We start from the raw sequence: 13,725 nt of genomic DNA on the forward strand, positions 1-13,725 counted from the left end.
TGCATTGCATGTGTTTTGGTCGGCTACGCTTGTTGGTACTTTTCACCGGTATCGATGTTAATCATGGTCATTGCCCCTCCCCAAACGCATCCTGTGTCGAGTGCAATCACATTTTTTTGGTGTGTTTCACCCTCTAATGCCGCCCAGTGGCCAAAAAGTAATGTCGTATTTGGTGGTATTTGTCCATATTCAAACCAAGGGATAAGACCATCGTTATCTTTTAACCCAGATTTATTTTTTAGGTCTAGTTCACCATTTTGCTTAAGAAAGCGCATTCGAGTGAAGACGTTAACAATGGCTTTGAACTTATCTTGTTCACTGAGCTTATCAAGCTCAAGTCCGGGGTGAGCGCCGTACATATTGGCGTAAAACTCAGGGGCTTTTGTAGATTGATAATTGGCTTCGGCAAAGTGTGCATAGTTTAGCGCTTGTTCTATGTTCCAGCTTGGATGAATACCTGCATGAGAAATCAAAGTTTGCTGCTGTTCTAGCCAGATAGCCAGTGGCTGTGCACGCAATAAGTCAGCATACTTTTGGCATTTAGGGCTGTTAAACACCGCGTCTAATTTGTCTTTTGGATTGGGTGGCATTCCTAATGCTAGACAGGCTAAAAAGTGGAGGTCGTGATTGCCAAGTGTAACGCTAATGGAGTCTGCATGTTGATATAGAAACTCTAGGCAAGCAAGCGGATCAGGGCCTCGGGCGATGATGTCGCCGACAAAGTACAAATGGTCTTGGCTTGGATTAAAGTCGACTTGATCAAGTAGCCCGATGAGTGGGGTGAAGCAGCCTTGTAAATCTCCAATTGCGTATTTTGCCATGCTTTACCTATAGCCTATTTTATAACTCAATGTGTTTATTCTAATGCTGAGCCTCAATGAGGCAAGCAGGCTAGCCAGCTTGCACTGAATAACAACGGCCTTATCCTAATTTACTTAACTCAGCTGCCTATTTTGAGGGGGTTGTATTACCCTAATGTGACCTTATCATCAAGGTAACTATACCCGTGTCGGCGAGGCAAAAATGTTGCTACTTCACCTGTGGTCTATTGCCGAGCTCTGGTTACCTAGTTGCTTTAGATAAACCGTTGACAAGGTCAGCGTCATACTTGCCCACTTATATTGAGCAAGTATTAAAACACATTAGCATTAATGCAAAATATTTGGGCAGGAGAGTCTAAATACATTAATTGGTGCTTTAAACTCGGTGCCAAACTCATTACGCATAACGTAGTAGCCTTCCATTGTACCTAAAGGGGTATCGAGAACTGCACCACTGGTATACTGATAGCTTTCACCGGGGCGGATGGTAGGTTGTTCACCTACGACTCCATCACCTTCCACTTCCGTTTCTTTGCCGTTAGCGTCGGTAATTAGCCAATAGCGGCTCTCTAGCTTGGCATTACACAAGCTATGGTTTTTGATAGTTATGGTATAGGCAAACACATATTTTTCCTTTTCAGGCTGTGATTGCGCTTCAACATAAAAGGTTTCTACCGACACTTTTATCGGTGAGCCAATTTTAGTTTGAGTTGTCATATAGCCAATTTGCAATTTCGATAAACTGGTTCAGCGACAGATTTTCAGCACGAAGTGTAGGATCTATACCCAACGCTTGTAACTGCGCTTCACTTAACAGGTTAGATAAACTATTTCTCAGCGTCTTACGACGTTGGTTGAATGCTTCAAGACATACAGTATTCAGTAGCTTAGTACTTTTGGCTGTACGTTGAGAAGCCTCTTTGGGGATCAATCTGACGACTGCTGAGTCAACTTTTGGTGCAGGCTTAAAGCAATGCGGTGGCACTTCAATGACGGGAATGGCATGGCAGTAATACTGCGTCATTACACTTAAACGACCAAAAGCCTTACTCCCAGGGCCTGCAACCATGCGATTAACCACTTCTTTTTGAAGCATAAAGTGCATGTGTTCAACCTGATCTGCAAATTCAAACAGGTGAAATAACAAAGGGGTTGAAACGTTATAAGGTAAGTTACCAAAAATCTTCAACTTCTCTCCTTCTTTGATTAAAGAAGAAAAGTCAAACTTCATTGCATCGCCTTGATTAACCGTTAATTTAGGCCCTAAAAACGGATGATGGATCAAGCGCTCAGCAAGATCTTTATCAAGCTCTACAACGGTTAAATGGCCACTTAAATCACACACAGGCTCAGTGATAGCACCTAAACCAGGACCAATCTCAACCAGGTTATCCTCTGGTTTCGGGTCGATGGCTGTTACTATCTTGTCGATAATACTGTTGTCATTTAAGAAGTTTTGACCAAAGCGCTTACGGGCTCTGTGTCCAAGATGTACTTTATCTGTCATGCATTCTGTGCTTTTTTGGTTGCGAGCTTAATTGCCTCGCGGATCGCTAATTCAAAACTACCTACTTCAACATCGCCCGAGCCTGCTAAATCAAGAGCAGTGCCGTGGTCAACCGATGTACGAACAAAAGGTAATCCCAAGGTGATGTTTACTGAATTTCCAAAACCTTTATATTTTAACACAGGTAAACCCTGATCGTGATACATTGCAAGCACTGCATCAGCATTATCTAAATATTTTGCTTGAAAAAGCGTATCAGCAGGCAGTGGGCCGACTAAGTTCATGCCTTGCTGATTGAGTATTTCTAGAGTTGGCTCAATCGTGTCTATTTCTTCTCGGCCAAGGTGACCACCTTCGCCGGCATGTGGGTTGAGCCCACATACCAGTACTCGTGGTTGTTCAATACCAAACTTTGTCTGCAAGTCGTGGTTGAGTATATGTATCACTTTGCTCAAACGCTCAGGGGTTATCGCTTTTGATACATAAGCCAACGGAATATGAGTGGTTACTAAAGCAACGCGAAGCCCTTCCGTTGCAAGTAGCATAACCACATCGGCAGTATCAGACTGCTGCGCAAAATATTCAGTGTGGCCACTAAATGAAATACCCGCTTGGTTGATAATGCCTTTATGCACAGGGCCGGTAACAACTGCAGCAAAAGTACCATCCATATTTTTTTCTGAGGCAATACGAAGCGTCTCGAGCACATAGTGGCCATTGGCTTCATCTAGTTGACCGGCAACCACCTCAGCACCTTTATCTACTTGTAAATAGTAGATAGCGCCTGCGGGGGCAGGCTGTGGTGCTTGAGTGCTGTCAAATGGCAATAGGACGATTTGCTCGTTGAGCTCTTTAGCGCGCTTTTCTAGGATACTTTTATCAACTACCGCAACTAACTGAGCAGGCCAAGCATGCTGAGCCAATTTGATAACAAGATCTGGACCTATGCCAGCAGGCTCACCCGGTGTAATTGCGATTCTGAGGGTCATGGTCGTTATTCCGTTTCCATTATTTCAATATGTGCTTGATCACGCATTTCTTTAATCCATTTAAAGCTTTCTTCTTTAAATTTACGATTAAATAGTAGGCGATGAGCGCGGTTTAATTTAGCCTGCTCTGTTTTGTCTGCAACGCGCTTATCAAGCAGTTGCACTATGTGCCAGCCAAAAGTACTTCTAAACGGCTCACTGATTTGATCTTTTTCTAGAGATAACAAAGTATCTCTAAATGCTGGTACGTAAGTTGTTGGATCTGTCCAGTCGTACTCACCGCCTTTAAGGGCAGAGCCTGGATCTTCAGAGTGTTCTTTCGCTAGTGCTGCAAAGTCTGCGGTGCCAGCTCGTAGGTCCTTAACAAAGCCAGCAAGCATTGAGCGTGCTTTTTCTTCACTTAAAATGATGGAAGGCTTGATTAAGATATGACGAGAGCGTACTTCGACTGTCTCCACCACTTCACGGCCGCGAATATCTTGTACTTTCAGAATGTGGAAACCCGCACCAGAGCGCAGCGGACCGACGATGTCGTCTTTTTTCGCTCCCTTTATTGCTTCTGCAAACAAGGTTGGCATTTCGTTGATACCCATCCAGCCTAATTGGCCGCCATCTAGCGCTTTTGAGCCGCTTGAAGAGGCAATAGCAATACGCTTAAATTCTTTGCCTTCGTTCAAGAATTTGATTACGTTATCAGCACGTTGACGGGCATCCTCAATTTCTTCGGGCGTCGCTTTTGTTGGTATCTTGATCAAAATGTGGCCAATGTCATATTCCTCGGAGTTGCCAGTTTGCTCGCTGAGAATTTTTTGTAAATTCGTCACTTCTTGAGGGCTGATATAAATACGGCGGTCGACACTGGCTCGGCGTACCTGGCTTGTGGTGATTTCTTTGCGGATCTCTTCACGGTATGCTTGGAAACTTTCTCCGCTCGCTTCTACCGAGCGACGTAGATCAGCAATAGTGCCACCTTGGTCTTGCGCGATATTGGCAATGGTTTGGTCAAGTTGTGCATCAGATATTTGCATACCCATGCGCTCACCTAGTTGTAGCATCAGCGATTGCTCAATGAGCTTATCAATCGCTTGTAAGCGAAGTGTCCTGTCACTTGGAAGCTCGGTCCCTTGCTGGTCGGCTTGTTCCTTTACACGGTTAATTATTTGGTCAACTTCACTTTGTAAAATAACGCCGTCGTTGACGGTGGCAACAACAGTATCAAGTTTTACACGCTCAGCATGTGCTTGAGTAAATAGGCCTGCACTCAATGAGGCCACTAATAACAACTTTTTTAAATTCATACGGCTTTCTAAATTCTATTTATTCAAAAAATACGGTCTACGGTAACCAAAAATACCCTGTTGAAGGAGCTTACTTGCATCACCACTGCGTTGACTTCCAAGTCCTGAAAGAACAAATTTCAGGCTAAAGCCAGAGTCAAACACTGCCTCATCATGAGTGAGTGTTTGGTTTAAGTTTGTTTCAATTTGTCGGTTTGCTGTCACTTGAATCGCCCAACAACAAGACTGGTATTGAACGCCGACAAAGGATTCAACGCTTCTGTTTGCTGTCATATCACGGTGATAGCTTGCTACAAACTGCCAGTTATCGTCAATTGGTAAACTCGTGAATAAACCGACTTGGTCTATTTCATAGTCTGAGACATCATTTACATAGCGATGGTTCAATTGCACAAGCTGCTTGTCGTCACCTTTGTAGTCTAAAGTAAAGTGAGACTGTACCAAATCTTTGCTATCGACATCATATTGAATACCACCAGATAGATACCAGCGTTTATGCCAATGTAGCATGGATTCAGCTGCAAACAGCGAATTATAATTTGTATCGTCGCTGAAGCGTTGTGCAGATGGCTTTACAGAGGACTCTAGATAGATGATTTGACCGGCACTAAAGTTAAAGCGCTCGACATTGCTACTATCAAAAATTCGTGTGGTTGCACCAATAGTGAATTGGTTTGCTTCTGCGATACGGTCGTAACCTGAATATCTGCGGGCGCGAAAGAGACCAATGAAGTCATCTTGTAACTTAGCAGTATCATACCAACCGATTTGACTTTGTTCTCTATGTGGAGTGTATAAGTACTGTAGCTGTGGTTCTAATGTCTGTACCCCTTGCTCGAAGAAAAACTCTGTACTGCGTTCAAAGTTAAGCTGGCCGTGCATACGGACACTTGGTAACGTCCGGCTGACAGACTCTGCATAGTCCGAATTGAGTTCTTTGATGTTCTGATCATAGCGAGTATGAAGTAAGCGAGCCTCTGAGGTAAAAGACCAAGCATAATCACTGCGAGAGAATGAGACTCTGGGCTCTAAATGTAGTCTTGACGCTTCAGTGATCGCTAATGAATCATTTTGAAAATAAGCAAATTCACCTTCAAAATCCCAATCAACGTTGGCAAATTCATAGCTTTCACGGGTACGAAAGCTAATTTGCGGTAACGTGGTATAGGACTCTCTGTGGTCGCCAAGGACTTCAAAGTCTTGCAGTTTAATGTCGACCAACCAGTCCTCGCCCAAGTAGCTAACACTACCAGTGCGATACAGTTGAGTGTCTGTTTCATTGGCGTATTCTGAGGTTAAGTCAGTCAGGTAGTTATCATCGCTGACATTGGTAATATCAACGAACGCACGCCAGTTATCGCTCAAGTAACTTTTTTGCTGCCAATGCACTAAGTATCGGTCATCTAGCTGTGGCTCTGAGTCATCTTTACTTAAATATTCAACAGCAACTTTACCTTGGTGTTGCTCAGTCAAATATCTGAACTCAGTGTTAAGCTGGAAGCCTTTATTGGCCATATATCGTGGCGTTAAGGTAGCATCGTAATTTGGTGCTAAGTTCAAGTAATAAGGAGTGATTAACTCCAAACCAAACTTATTTGAGCTAGAGATGGTTGGTGTGAGCAGCCCTGACTTGCGCCTACTGTCGATTGGAAAGGTAAAATAGGGGAGGTAAATCACCGGCGTGTCCAAAATTTTGAACACCGTATTATATGTTTCTCCCCAGCCATCCTCGCGAGAAAGCACGATACTACTTGCTTCTATTTTCCAAAAGGGATCATCGCTTGGACAGGTAGTGAAGCTAGAGTTATCGAGTGATATTTGATTTCCAGACGCGTGTAACTTTTCAGCACCACCACGACCTAGCTGCTCAGTAAGCTCATATTCAGCACCAAGCAAGCTGACCGTGTTAGCATTTAAATCAGCGAAGAGACCATTACTATGTACTTTGGTAAATTGGTCGCGATAAAGGAGCGGGCCTGAAGCACTTAGTAGCCCTTCTTTTTTATCAATCAGTGCACGTCTGGCTGCTAAGCTCATGGTTTCGGTATTAATAATGACATTGCCTGAAAACTCTGCGCTGTCAGCACCTTGTAGTTCCAAGTCATCAGCAACAATATCAATGGCGTTTTTGGGCAGCGAGGCTATTGGCTTCCAGCTTTCTGGCTGCATATAGTCTTTACATTGTGCCGCGACAATGTTCGTATTAGCAAAAGCAGTAGAGTGAATAGCAGACAATACAGCTAAGCCCAAAATTTTGCGCATTTAATAACCTATTAGCTGAGCATTTAATAATAAGCTCATCATGATAAATGAAAACTGTCGGAAATACAGTAGCATTTAAATATTTACAAGTAGAAGGTGTAATAGTTAATCCATGAGTAGTCAAAATCAGCGTGTAGAATTTATACAGCGAGCATTGCAAACCCATCAATTCAGCTGTGAACCCATTACCTCAGATGCTAGCTTTCGCCGCTATTACCGTGTAGCAAAAGGTACAGAAGCGTCATGGGTGCTGATGGAAAGTCCGGTGGATAAAGTGGATAACACCCCATTTGTAGCATTAAACAGTGTATTCACACAGCAAGGGCTAAATCTGCCAAGTATTATTGCACAGGATGAGCAGTGCGGTTTGGTATTGCTACAGGACTTGGGCTCTACTCACCTTGCTGACAGGCTAGATACACACACCCGATTGCATGACTATCAAGCGTTGCTAGATTTGCTACCAAATATTGCTCAGACGCCGACCAGTGAGTGGATGAAACCCTATGATGCTGACTTTATTGCCATGGAGCTGGAAATATTTCATGAGTGGCTGGTGACAAAGTGGCTAAAAAGTTCGCTGACAGAGCAGCAAGAAATACAATGGCAAAACGTCAAGTCAAGGTTGGTTGAGGTTATGCTCGAACAGCCACAAGTGACGATGCACCGAGACTTCCACAGTCGTAATGTTATTTTTCATCAGTCACAGTGGTATTTGATTGATTATCAAGATGCCGTGCAAGGGCCTGTTACATATGACAGTGTGTCTTTACTAAGAGACTGTTACACGCGATTGCCTACAGATGAGTTTGCAATGTTGCAGCGATATAGTTTTGATAAATTACATGCCGCAGGTCTGTTAGCCGATATGGATTTTAGTCGATATCAATATTACTTTGATCTTACTGGATTGCAGCGACACCTCAAGGCTGCGGGAATATTTACGCGGCTATTGCAACGAGATGGGAAAGGCGGGTATCTAGATAATATTTTGCCAACGCTCGATTATATTCTTGAAGCTGCTCAGAAGTATGATGAATTTCAGTGGCTTGCAAGCTGGATTAGGCATGACATAATGCCTAAAGCAAAAGTCAAACTTAGCGCCAAATAAAGCGAATATGAAAGCAATTATTTTATCAGCAGGTCGTGGTAAGCGGATGATGCCACTTACAGCGACACAGCCCAAACCGATGTTGAAAGTAGCGGGTAAGCCACTCATCGAACATCACATTGAACGACTAAAGTTAGCTGGTATCACCGAGGTTGTAATCAACCTTGCATGGCACGGTGAGGTGATTAAACACTACTTTGGTGATGGTAGCCACTTTGGGGTAAATATTACCTACAGTGATGAACCAGAAGGAGGGCTTGAGACCGCAGGAGGAATTATTCAAGCACTACCGTTACTGTGCCAGGATAGCGACCGCTTTGTGGTTATAAATGGCGATGTTTTTACCGATTATGATGTGCGCAGTCTTATACAGCTGCAACTTGGAAAAGCAGCCGCTGGACATTGTGAAGCACATATTGTGTTAGTGGAAAATCCAGCACATAACCCCAATGGTGACTTTTGTCTCGCTCACCAGCCTTTGAACCAAGAGCAATATACATTTTCTGGGATAGGTATCTACCATCAATGTTTTTTTGCTGGGCTAGAGCGTGGCTTTGTCAAGTTAGGGCCACTACTTCGCAGTGCACTTGCAGAGCATAGAGTGTCAACAGAACTGTATCTTGGTCAATGGGACGATATTGGTACTCCTGAGCGACTAAGCACAATAAATAAAAAGTTAGGATATAGCGATGTGGGGTAAATTATTAGGAACCATGTTTGGTTTTTTGTTTGGTCGGTGGTTGGGCGCGATTCTAGGCTTTTACCTCGGGCATTTGTTTGACAAAAGCTTACGTCAAGATTTTGATAAGGTCGGTGGTTTTCAGGGCTTTATTAAAGGAGATGAGCTGCACGAACGACAAGCTCTGTTCTTTTCAAGCTGTTTTGCTGTTATGGGGCATATTGCTAAGTCTAATGGCCGTGTCAGTGAAATTCATATTCAAGCCGCATCAGCATTTATGACCGAAATGGGGTTGCAAGGAGAAGACCGAAAAGAAGCGCAGCATGCTTTTACCGCAGGAAAGAGCAGTGACTTTTCAATCAAAGAAGCAGTAACAGATTTTAAAGAAGCGTTTGCTCGGCGCTATGATCTAAGGCAATTATTCTTAGAAATTCAAATCCAAATGGCATTTTGTGATGGTCATGTATCAGACGCTGAAAAAGCGTTACTAAAGCAAGTCAGCAAATATTTAGGTTTCGCTGAAACGCATTTTTTGTTTTTGCTAAAGCGTTACCAGGCTGAGTTTGAGTTTCGTCGTGCCCAACAAGCTGGAAAGTCACAGCAACAGCATCAGCATCATGGACACCAAGGAGCACCGCAACCGAGCGGGCTTACACGCTCAAAAGCCTTGGCTGTGCTTGGCTTAGGTGAAAGCGCAAGCGCGAGTGAAATTAAAAAGGCGTATCGCAAACTGATGTCACAACATCATCCGGATAAGTTGGTATCGCAGGGGCTGCCGACTCATATGATGGAAGTAGCTAAGCGGAAAAGCCAAGATATTCAGTCTGCCTACGAGTACCTTAAAAAAAGCTAAAGTATCCGTAAAAAACCGAGTAGTTCCTTGCGTAAGCGCTGGTGCTGGAGCGGATCGGTTTTTTCCCCAAATAGCTCTCTTTGGCGGTAATCTAGCTTACTATTTTTTCTTGCCCACCTTACTCTGTCAGCGGTGCTATCGACTACCATTGGGTTATCAAAGCTGTAGTAAATATCCAAAAGAGCGGGGCTTATCAAAGACAGGTTTGATGCTAGGTGCTTTTGTCGCATAGCATTAGGCAGCTGGGGGCTAACGACGGTGTAAGCATCAATACGAAGGTTGGGTAAGGTTGCTAAATGTTCTGCGAACACACCAGCACTATTGCCAAATGCAACAACGACAAGCTTCTCTGTTTGTGTCATTGATAACGTATTATAGAGCACTTCAAAACGACTGACTAACGCGGCTTTATAGTTGTCTAGGTTCATCTCTGAGACTGGCTCAACGGATTGCGGCTTTGGCTCAGCTTCTGGTGTTTCAATATCTTGATCTAAGAGACTTGCAGCATGGGACAAATCTGGTGGCGTGATAGTATACGTATCATATCCATCATCACTCAAGCGCTTAGCAAGGAAACTGATCCCGCTGTTATTAAGTGGCGGCATTTGCATATCAGGCAGGAAAATGACAATACCTGCCCGCATCGAAGCCATGTGCTCTTGATGAAAAACGTAAAACACTTCCTCTTCACTGTTTAGCTCCAGTAACCCCGCTGGTTCATAAAAACGCTGTGCATCTTGTTGAAAAAGCGCTGTTAGCGGTGCTGGGGCTATATGTTCGGCTGCGAAGCAACTTACTGATATTGAAATTAATAATGTAAAAAGTGCTCTGCTTAGCATAATACGTGTACATGATTTTCCATGGTTTAGTATCGGCCTACTTGGCAAAAGCTTTAGCAGTCGCCTTTATTTATGGTTTTAAGGTAAACTGCCGCACAGAGAAAATAAATGGAGAGTATGCGTGCAATACAAAGATAGCAAACGAGACTATCTCTTTATGTTTTTAAAAGGGGCAGGGATGGGGGCTGCTGATGTTGTACCCGGAGTATCAGGTGGCACTATTGCCTTTATCACTGGTATCTATGCGCGTTTTTTAAATGCAATAAAAAGTGTTAATTTGCAAGCATTAGGGTTGTTGCGCCGTGAAGGTATAAAAGCTACATGGCAATATATCGATGGTAGCTTTTTAGTCGCGGTGTTTTCAGGGCTACTTATCAGTGCAGCATCTTTGGCTAAAGTTATTACTTACTTGCTTGCGCACCACCAAATACTGGTATGGTCATTTTTCTTTGGCCTTATTGTCGCTTCTTTTATTTACGTAGCCAAACAGGTCTCGAGCTGGAACGGTAAAAATATTGCGGCCTGTGTAATTGGCGCTGTGGTTGCTTTTGTCATTACGTCATTGTCGCCAGCGGAAGCGCAAGCATCTCACTGGATGTTTTTTATTTCCGGTGCCATCGCCATTTGTGCAATGATTTTACCTGGAATTTCGGGTAGTTTTATCTTGTTATTGCTGGGCATGTATGGACATGTACTGAGTGCTGTAAATCAACTTGAAATAACACTCGTTGGCCTTTTTTTACTGGGATGTGTTGTTGGGTTGATGTCATTTTCGAGGCTGTTGAGTTGGTTATTAAGCCATTATCAACAAGTCACATTTTCGGTATTGGCAGGATTTTTACTCGGATCACTGAATTTACTATGGCCTTGGAAGCAAGTGCTGACCACGTATGTTAATTCTAGCGGTATTGAAAAGCCCTTGACGCAAGCAAATATTTTGCCGCAGCAATACAGTACGCTGTACGGGCAAGATCCAAATACTCTGGCCTGTGTGTTACTTGCCATTGCCGGACTTGCCCTGATTTTAGCAATTGAAAAACTGAGTGAAAAATATTAGCTCAGGCTATCGTTCTAAACCACCCAGTGACAGAAAGGCGCGGAGACTTTGCAAATGGCGCAACGTAAGTTACTGAGTGAATTTTGTTGACATCAAACACCACCAAAGAATTAAACTTGGGGGCGTAACTATGAGTTGGTGTGCCATCTGCTTCAAAAAACTGCAGTAGTCCACCCCAGTCGGGGTGCCAATTTTTGCTTAAGCTGAGGACGTAGGCATATACTCGTCCTTCGGCCTCTACAACGTCATTGTGGCGTGTTAAGTACTGACCTGCGATAAATCGAGTCGCTTGAGCTGAGGTACGCACGATTTGTTGTTCTGAGATATGTGAAAAGCAGGATTGCACCACCTCGCTATTTAAATCTTTATACAGACTTTGCAGCAACTCAGGGCTATGTGCATCGACTGAGTGACGGCCATACATAAAACCTACGCCACGCGACGCATAGTGATGAATGTCTTCAAGTAGCGCCTGTTGTTCTTGTGGCGTCAAGGCTAAAATATCGCTGTCTTTAACTGATTTGGCTGCACCATTGTGGAAAAGTGCCAGTTGATAGTCCAGCTCAGATAAGCATTGGTGTAATTGCTGTGCTGCTGTTTGTTCGAGAATGTTTTCAATTCGGGCAAATCCCTTCTCGCGCAAATCCTGCTGTAATCTTTGTTGTTGTTGCGTTGAAAGTTGGAGCATAAATTCCTGCCGCTGATGTATAGCCATTTAGTGTGTTCATGGCATGCCTTAGACTTCTGTCCAATGCTGATTATTTTTTACCTATGCTAAAGTGAGTTTGGTTGAAATGCCATCCCTCTGCATTCATCAATAGGCAAAAAAATGAAAATCAATGGATTACTTTTACTCTGTTGCGCATGGGTCATGTTGTTGATCCCGTATCCATCCTTGGCTGCTCAAGGCTCCTTAGATCTCACAAACTCTACTTTGGGTTTCGTCTGCATTGTGATTTTTGTCATGGCTTACACTTTGGTCATGCTGGAAGAAAAAATCCATATGCGAAAGTCTAAACCTGTGTTGGTTGCGGCGGGGGTTATCTGGCTGTTAATTGGTGCTTATTATGTAAACCAAGGCCAGACAGACGTGACTGAGCATGCGTTTCGACATAATCTACTTGAGTTTGCTGAGCTAATGCTCTTTTTGCTCGTTGCTATGACTTATATTAATGCGTTGGAGGAGCGGCGCCTTTTTGATGCGTTACGCGCGTGGATGATCCAAAAGGGTTTTAGTTATAAAAACCTATTTTGGATCACTGGGTTTTTATCATTTTTTATCTCGCCCATTGCTGACAACCTAACGACGGCACTGTTGATGTGTGCTGTTGTCATGAAAGTAGCGGAAGGAGATAAAGAATTTATCAACTTAAGTTGTATCAACATTGTAGTTGCAGCCAATGCTGGTGGCGCATTTAGCCCTTTTGGAGATATAACCACGCTCATGGTATGGCAAGCAGGCATGGTGCACTTTAGTGAATTTTTGGTACTGTTTGTTCCTTCACTCGTAAATTACGTCGTTCCTGCTTTAGTGATGAGTTATTTTGTGGCAGATAAAAAGCCGAGTGCTGTCTATGAGCGGGTTGAACTAAAGCGTGGTGCATTAAGGATCTTAACCTTATTTTTATTAACCGTTGCAACCGCCGTACTGGCTCATAGCTTATTACACCTACCCCCTGTGCTTGGTATGATGATGGGATTAGGTTACCTGCAATTTTTTGGCTACTTTTTAAGGATGACGCTACCAGGTTCATTGGCAAGAAAACGCGCGATGGCGCAGCGAGAAGGAGACAAAGAGCGTCTCGAAAAACTCGGTAGTGTTGTTCCGTTTGATGTTTTTAGCAAGGTTTCTCGGGCTGAGTGGGATACCTTACTGTTTTTCTATGGCATCGTTATGTGTGTGGGGGGGTTAGGTTTTCTGGGCTACCTTAGTTTGATGTCAGAAATGCTGTATGGTGAATGGTCAGCAACGTATGCCAATGTTCTACTTGGGGTGATCTCTGCGGTTATCGATAATATTCCAGTTATGTTTGCAGTCTTGTCCATGCAGCCTGAGATGTCACATGGCCACTGGCTACTTATCACGCTTACAGCTGGTGTCGGCGGAAGCTTGCTGTCTATCGGCTCGGCTGCCGGTGTCGCTTTGATGGGGCAGGCTAGGGGTTATTATACCTTCATGGGGCATTTAAAGTGGGCGCCTGTTATTTTAATTGGATACATCGCAAGTATTTTATGTCATCTGTGGCTCAATAAGTCAGCATTTGATGTTTTTGGCTAGTGAGTAATAATACTAATTTGACTTAATACTT

Annotated in this window: 13 protein-coding genes; 5 read left to right on the forward strand and 8 right to left on the reverse strand. The window is 43.6% G+C overall.

The window, feature by feature from the left end; translation table 11 throughout:
* Window positions 1-23 precede the first annotated feature (23 nt).
* From EAG18_RS06570 to lptD, 6 genes are all read right to left on the reverse strand, one after another.
* Window positions 24-821 carry a symmetrical bis(5'-nucleosyl)-tetraphosphatase gene (locus tag EAG18_RS06570; protein ID WP_125251585.1) on the reverse strand — a complete coding sequence of 266 codons (798 nt, stop codon included), beginning with the start codon at window positions 819-821 and terminating at the stop codon, window positions 24-26.
* A gap of 327 nt (window positions 822-1,148) precedes the next feature.
* A complete protein-coding gene (gene apaG / locus EAG18_RS06575) occupies window positions 1,149-1,538 on the reverse strand; it encodes a Co2+/Mg2+ efflux protein ApaG (protein WP_125251586.1) in 390 nt (129 codons plus the stop codon).
* Window positions 1,522-2,328, reverse strand: a complete 807-nt coding sequence (rsmA, locus tag EAG18_RS06580) for a 16S rRNA (adenine(1518)-N(6)/adenine(1519)-N(6))-dimethyltransferase RsmA (RefSeq protein ID WP_125251587.1) — start codon at window positions 2,326-2,328, stop codon at window positions 1,522-1,524. The genes apaG and rsmA overlap by 17 nt, the downstream gene beginning before the upstream one ends.
* Window positions 2,325-3,317, reverse strand: a complete 993-nt coding sequence (pdxA, locus tag EAG18_RS06585; protein WP_125251588.1) for a 4-hydroxythreonine-4-phosphate dehydrogenase PdxA — start codon at window positions 3,315-3,317, stop codon at window positions 2,325-2,327. Before pdxA ends, rsmA begins: the two co-directional genes overlap by 4 nt.
* Window positions 3,318-3,322: 5 nt before the next feature.
* Complete coding sequence (surA, locus tag EAG18_RS06590) at window positions 3,323-4,615, reverse strand: peptidylprolyl isomerase SurA (RefSeq protein WP_125251589.1); 1,293 nt, start codon at window positions 4,613-4,615, stop codon at window positions 3,323-3,325.
* Between the two features lie 15 nt (window positions 4,616-4,630).
* On the reverse strand, window positions 4,631-6,877 hold the full coding sequence (gene lptD / locus EAG18_RS06595) for an LPS assembly protein LptD (protein ID WP_125251590.1): 2,247 nt from the start codon (window positions 6,875-6,877) through the stop codon (window positions 4,631-4,633).
* A gap of 112 nt (window positions 6,878-6,989) precedes the next feature.
* On the opposite strand from lptD, the gene EAG18_RS06600 reads away from it, so the two are divergent.
* From EAG18_RS06600 to djlA, 3 genes are read left to right on the forward strand one after another with little or no spacing between them, the layout of a single operon-like run.
* Complete coding sequence (locus EAG18_RS06600; protein ID WP_125251591.1) at window positions 6,990-7,988, forward strand: phosphotransferase; 999 nt, start codon at window positions 6,990-6,992, stop codon at window positions 7,986-7,988.
* A 7-nt stretch (window positions 7,989-7,995) separates the two neighbouring features.
* Window positions 7,996-8,688, forward strand: a complete 693-nt coding sequence (gene murU, locus EAG18_RS06605; protein WP_125251592.1) for an N-acetylmuramate alpha-1-phosphate uridylyltransferase MurU — start codon at window positions 7,996-7,998, stop codon at window positions 8,686-8,688.
* Window positions 8,678-9,520, forward strand: a complete 843-nt coding sequence (gene djlA, locus EAG18_RS06610) for a co-chaperone DjlA (RefSeq protein WP_125251593.1) — start codon at window positions 8,678-8,680, stop codon at window positions 9,518-9,520. The genes murU and djlA overlap by 11 nt, the downstream gene beginning before the upstream one ends.
* Here djlA and EAG18_RS06615 read toward each other — a convergent pair.
* Window positions 9,517-10,359, reverse strand: a complete 843-nt coding sequence (locus EAG18_RS06615; protein WP_125251594.1) for a DUF3530 family protein — start codon at window positions 10,357-10,359, stop codon at window positions 9,517-9,519. The genes djlA and EAG18_RS06615 overlap by 4 nt on opposite strands.
* A gap of 121 nt (window positions 10,360-10,480) precedes the next feature.
* Here EAG18_RS06615 and EAG18_RS06620 point away from each other — a divergent pair, with 121 nt between their 5' ends.
* Window positions 10,481-11,416: a DUF368 domain-containing protein gene (locus EAG18_RS06620; RefSeq protein ID WP_125251595.1), complete on the forward strand. Its 936-nt coding sequence runs from the start codon at window positions 10,481-10,483 to the stop codon at window positions 11,414-11,416.
* Window position 11,417: 1 nt separating this feature from the next.
* Here the strand turns inward: EAG18_RS06620 and EAG18_RS06625 are convergent, their stop codons facing one another.
* Entirely contained in the window at window positions 11,418-12,104 is a 687-nt protein-coding gene (locus EAG18_RS06625) for a 2OG-Fe(II) oxygenase family protein (RefSeq protein WP_125251596.1), read from the reverse strand.
* 141 nt (window positions 12,105-12,245) lie between these two features.
* Here EAG18_RS06625 and nhaD point away from each other — a divergent pair, with 141 nt between their 5' ends.
* Window positions 12,246-13,694, forward strand: coding sequence for a sodium:proton antiporter NhaD (gene nhaD / locus EAG18_RS06630; protein WP_125251597.1), 1,449 nt, complete (start codon window positions 12,246-12,248; stop codon window positions 13,692-13,694).
* The last annotated feature ends 31 nt before the right edge of the window (window positions 13,695-13,725 follow it).

It is taken from the genome of Pseudoalteromonas sp. J010 (assembly GCF_003934235.1).
GTDB lineage: Bacteria > Pseudomonadota > Gammaproteobacteria > Enterobacterales > Alteromonadaceae > Pseudoalteromonas > Pseudoalteromonas peptidolytica.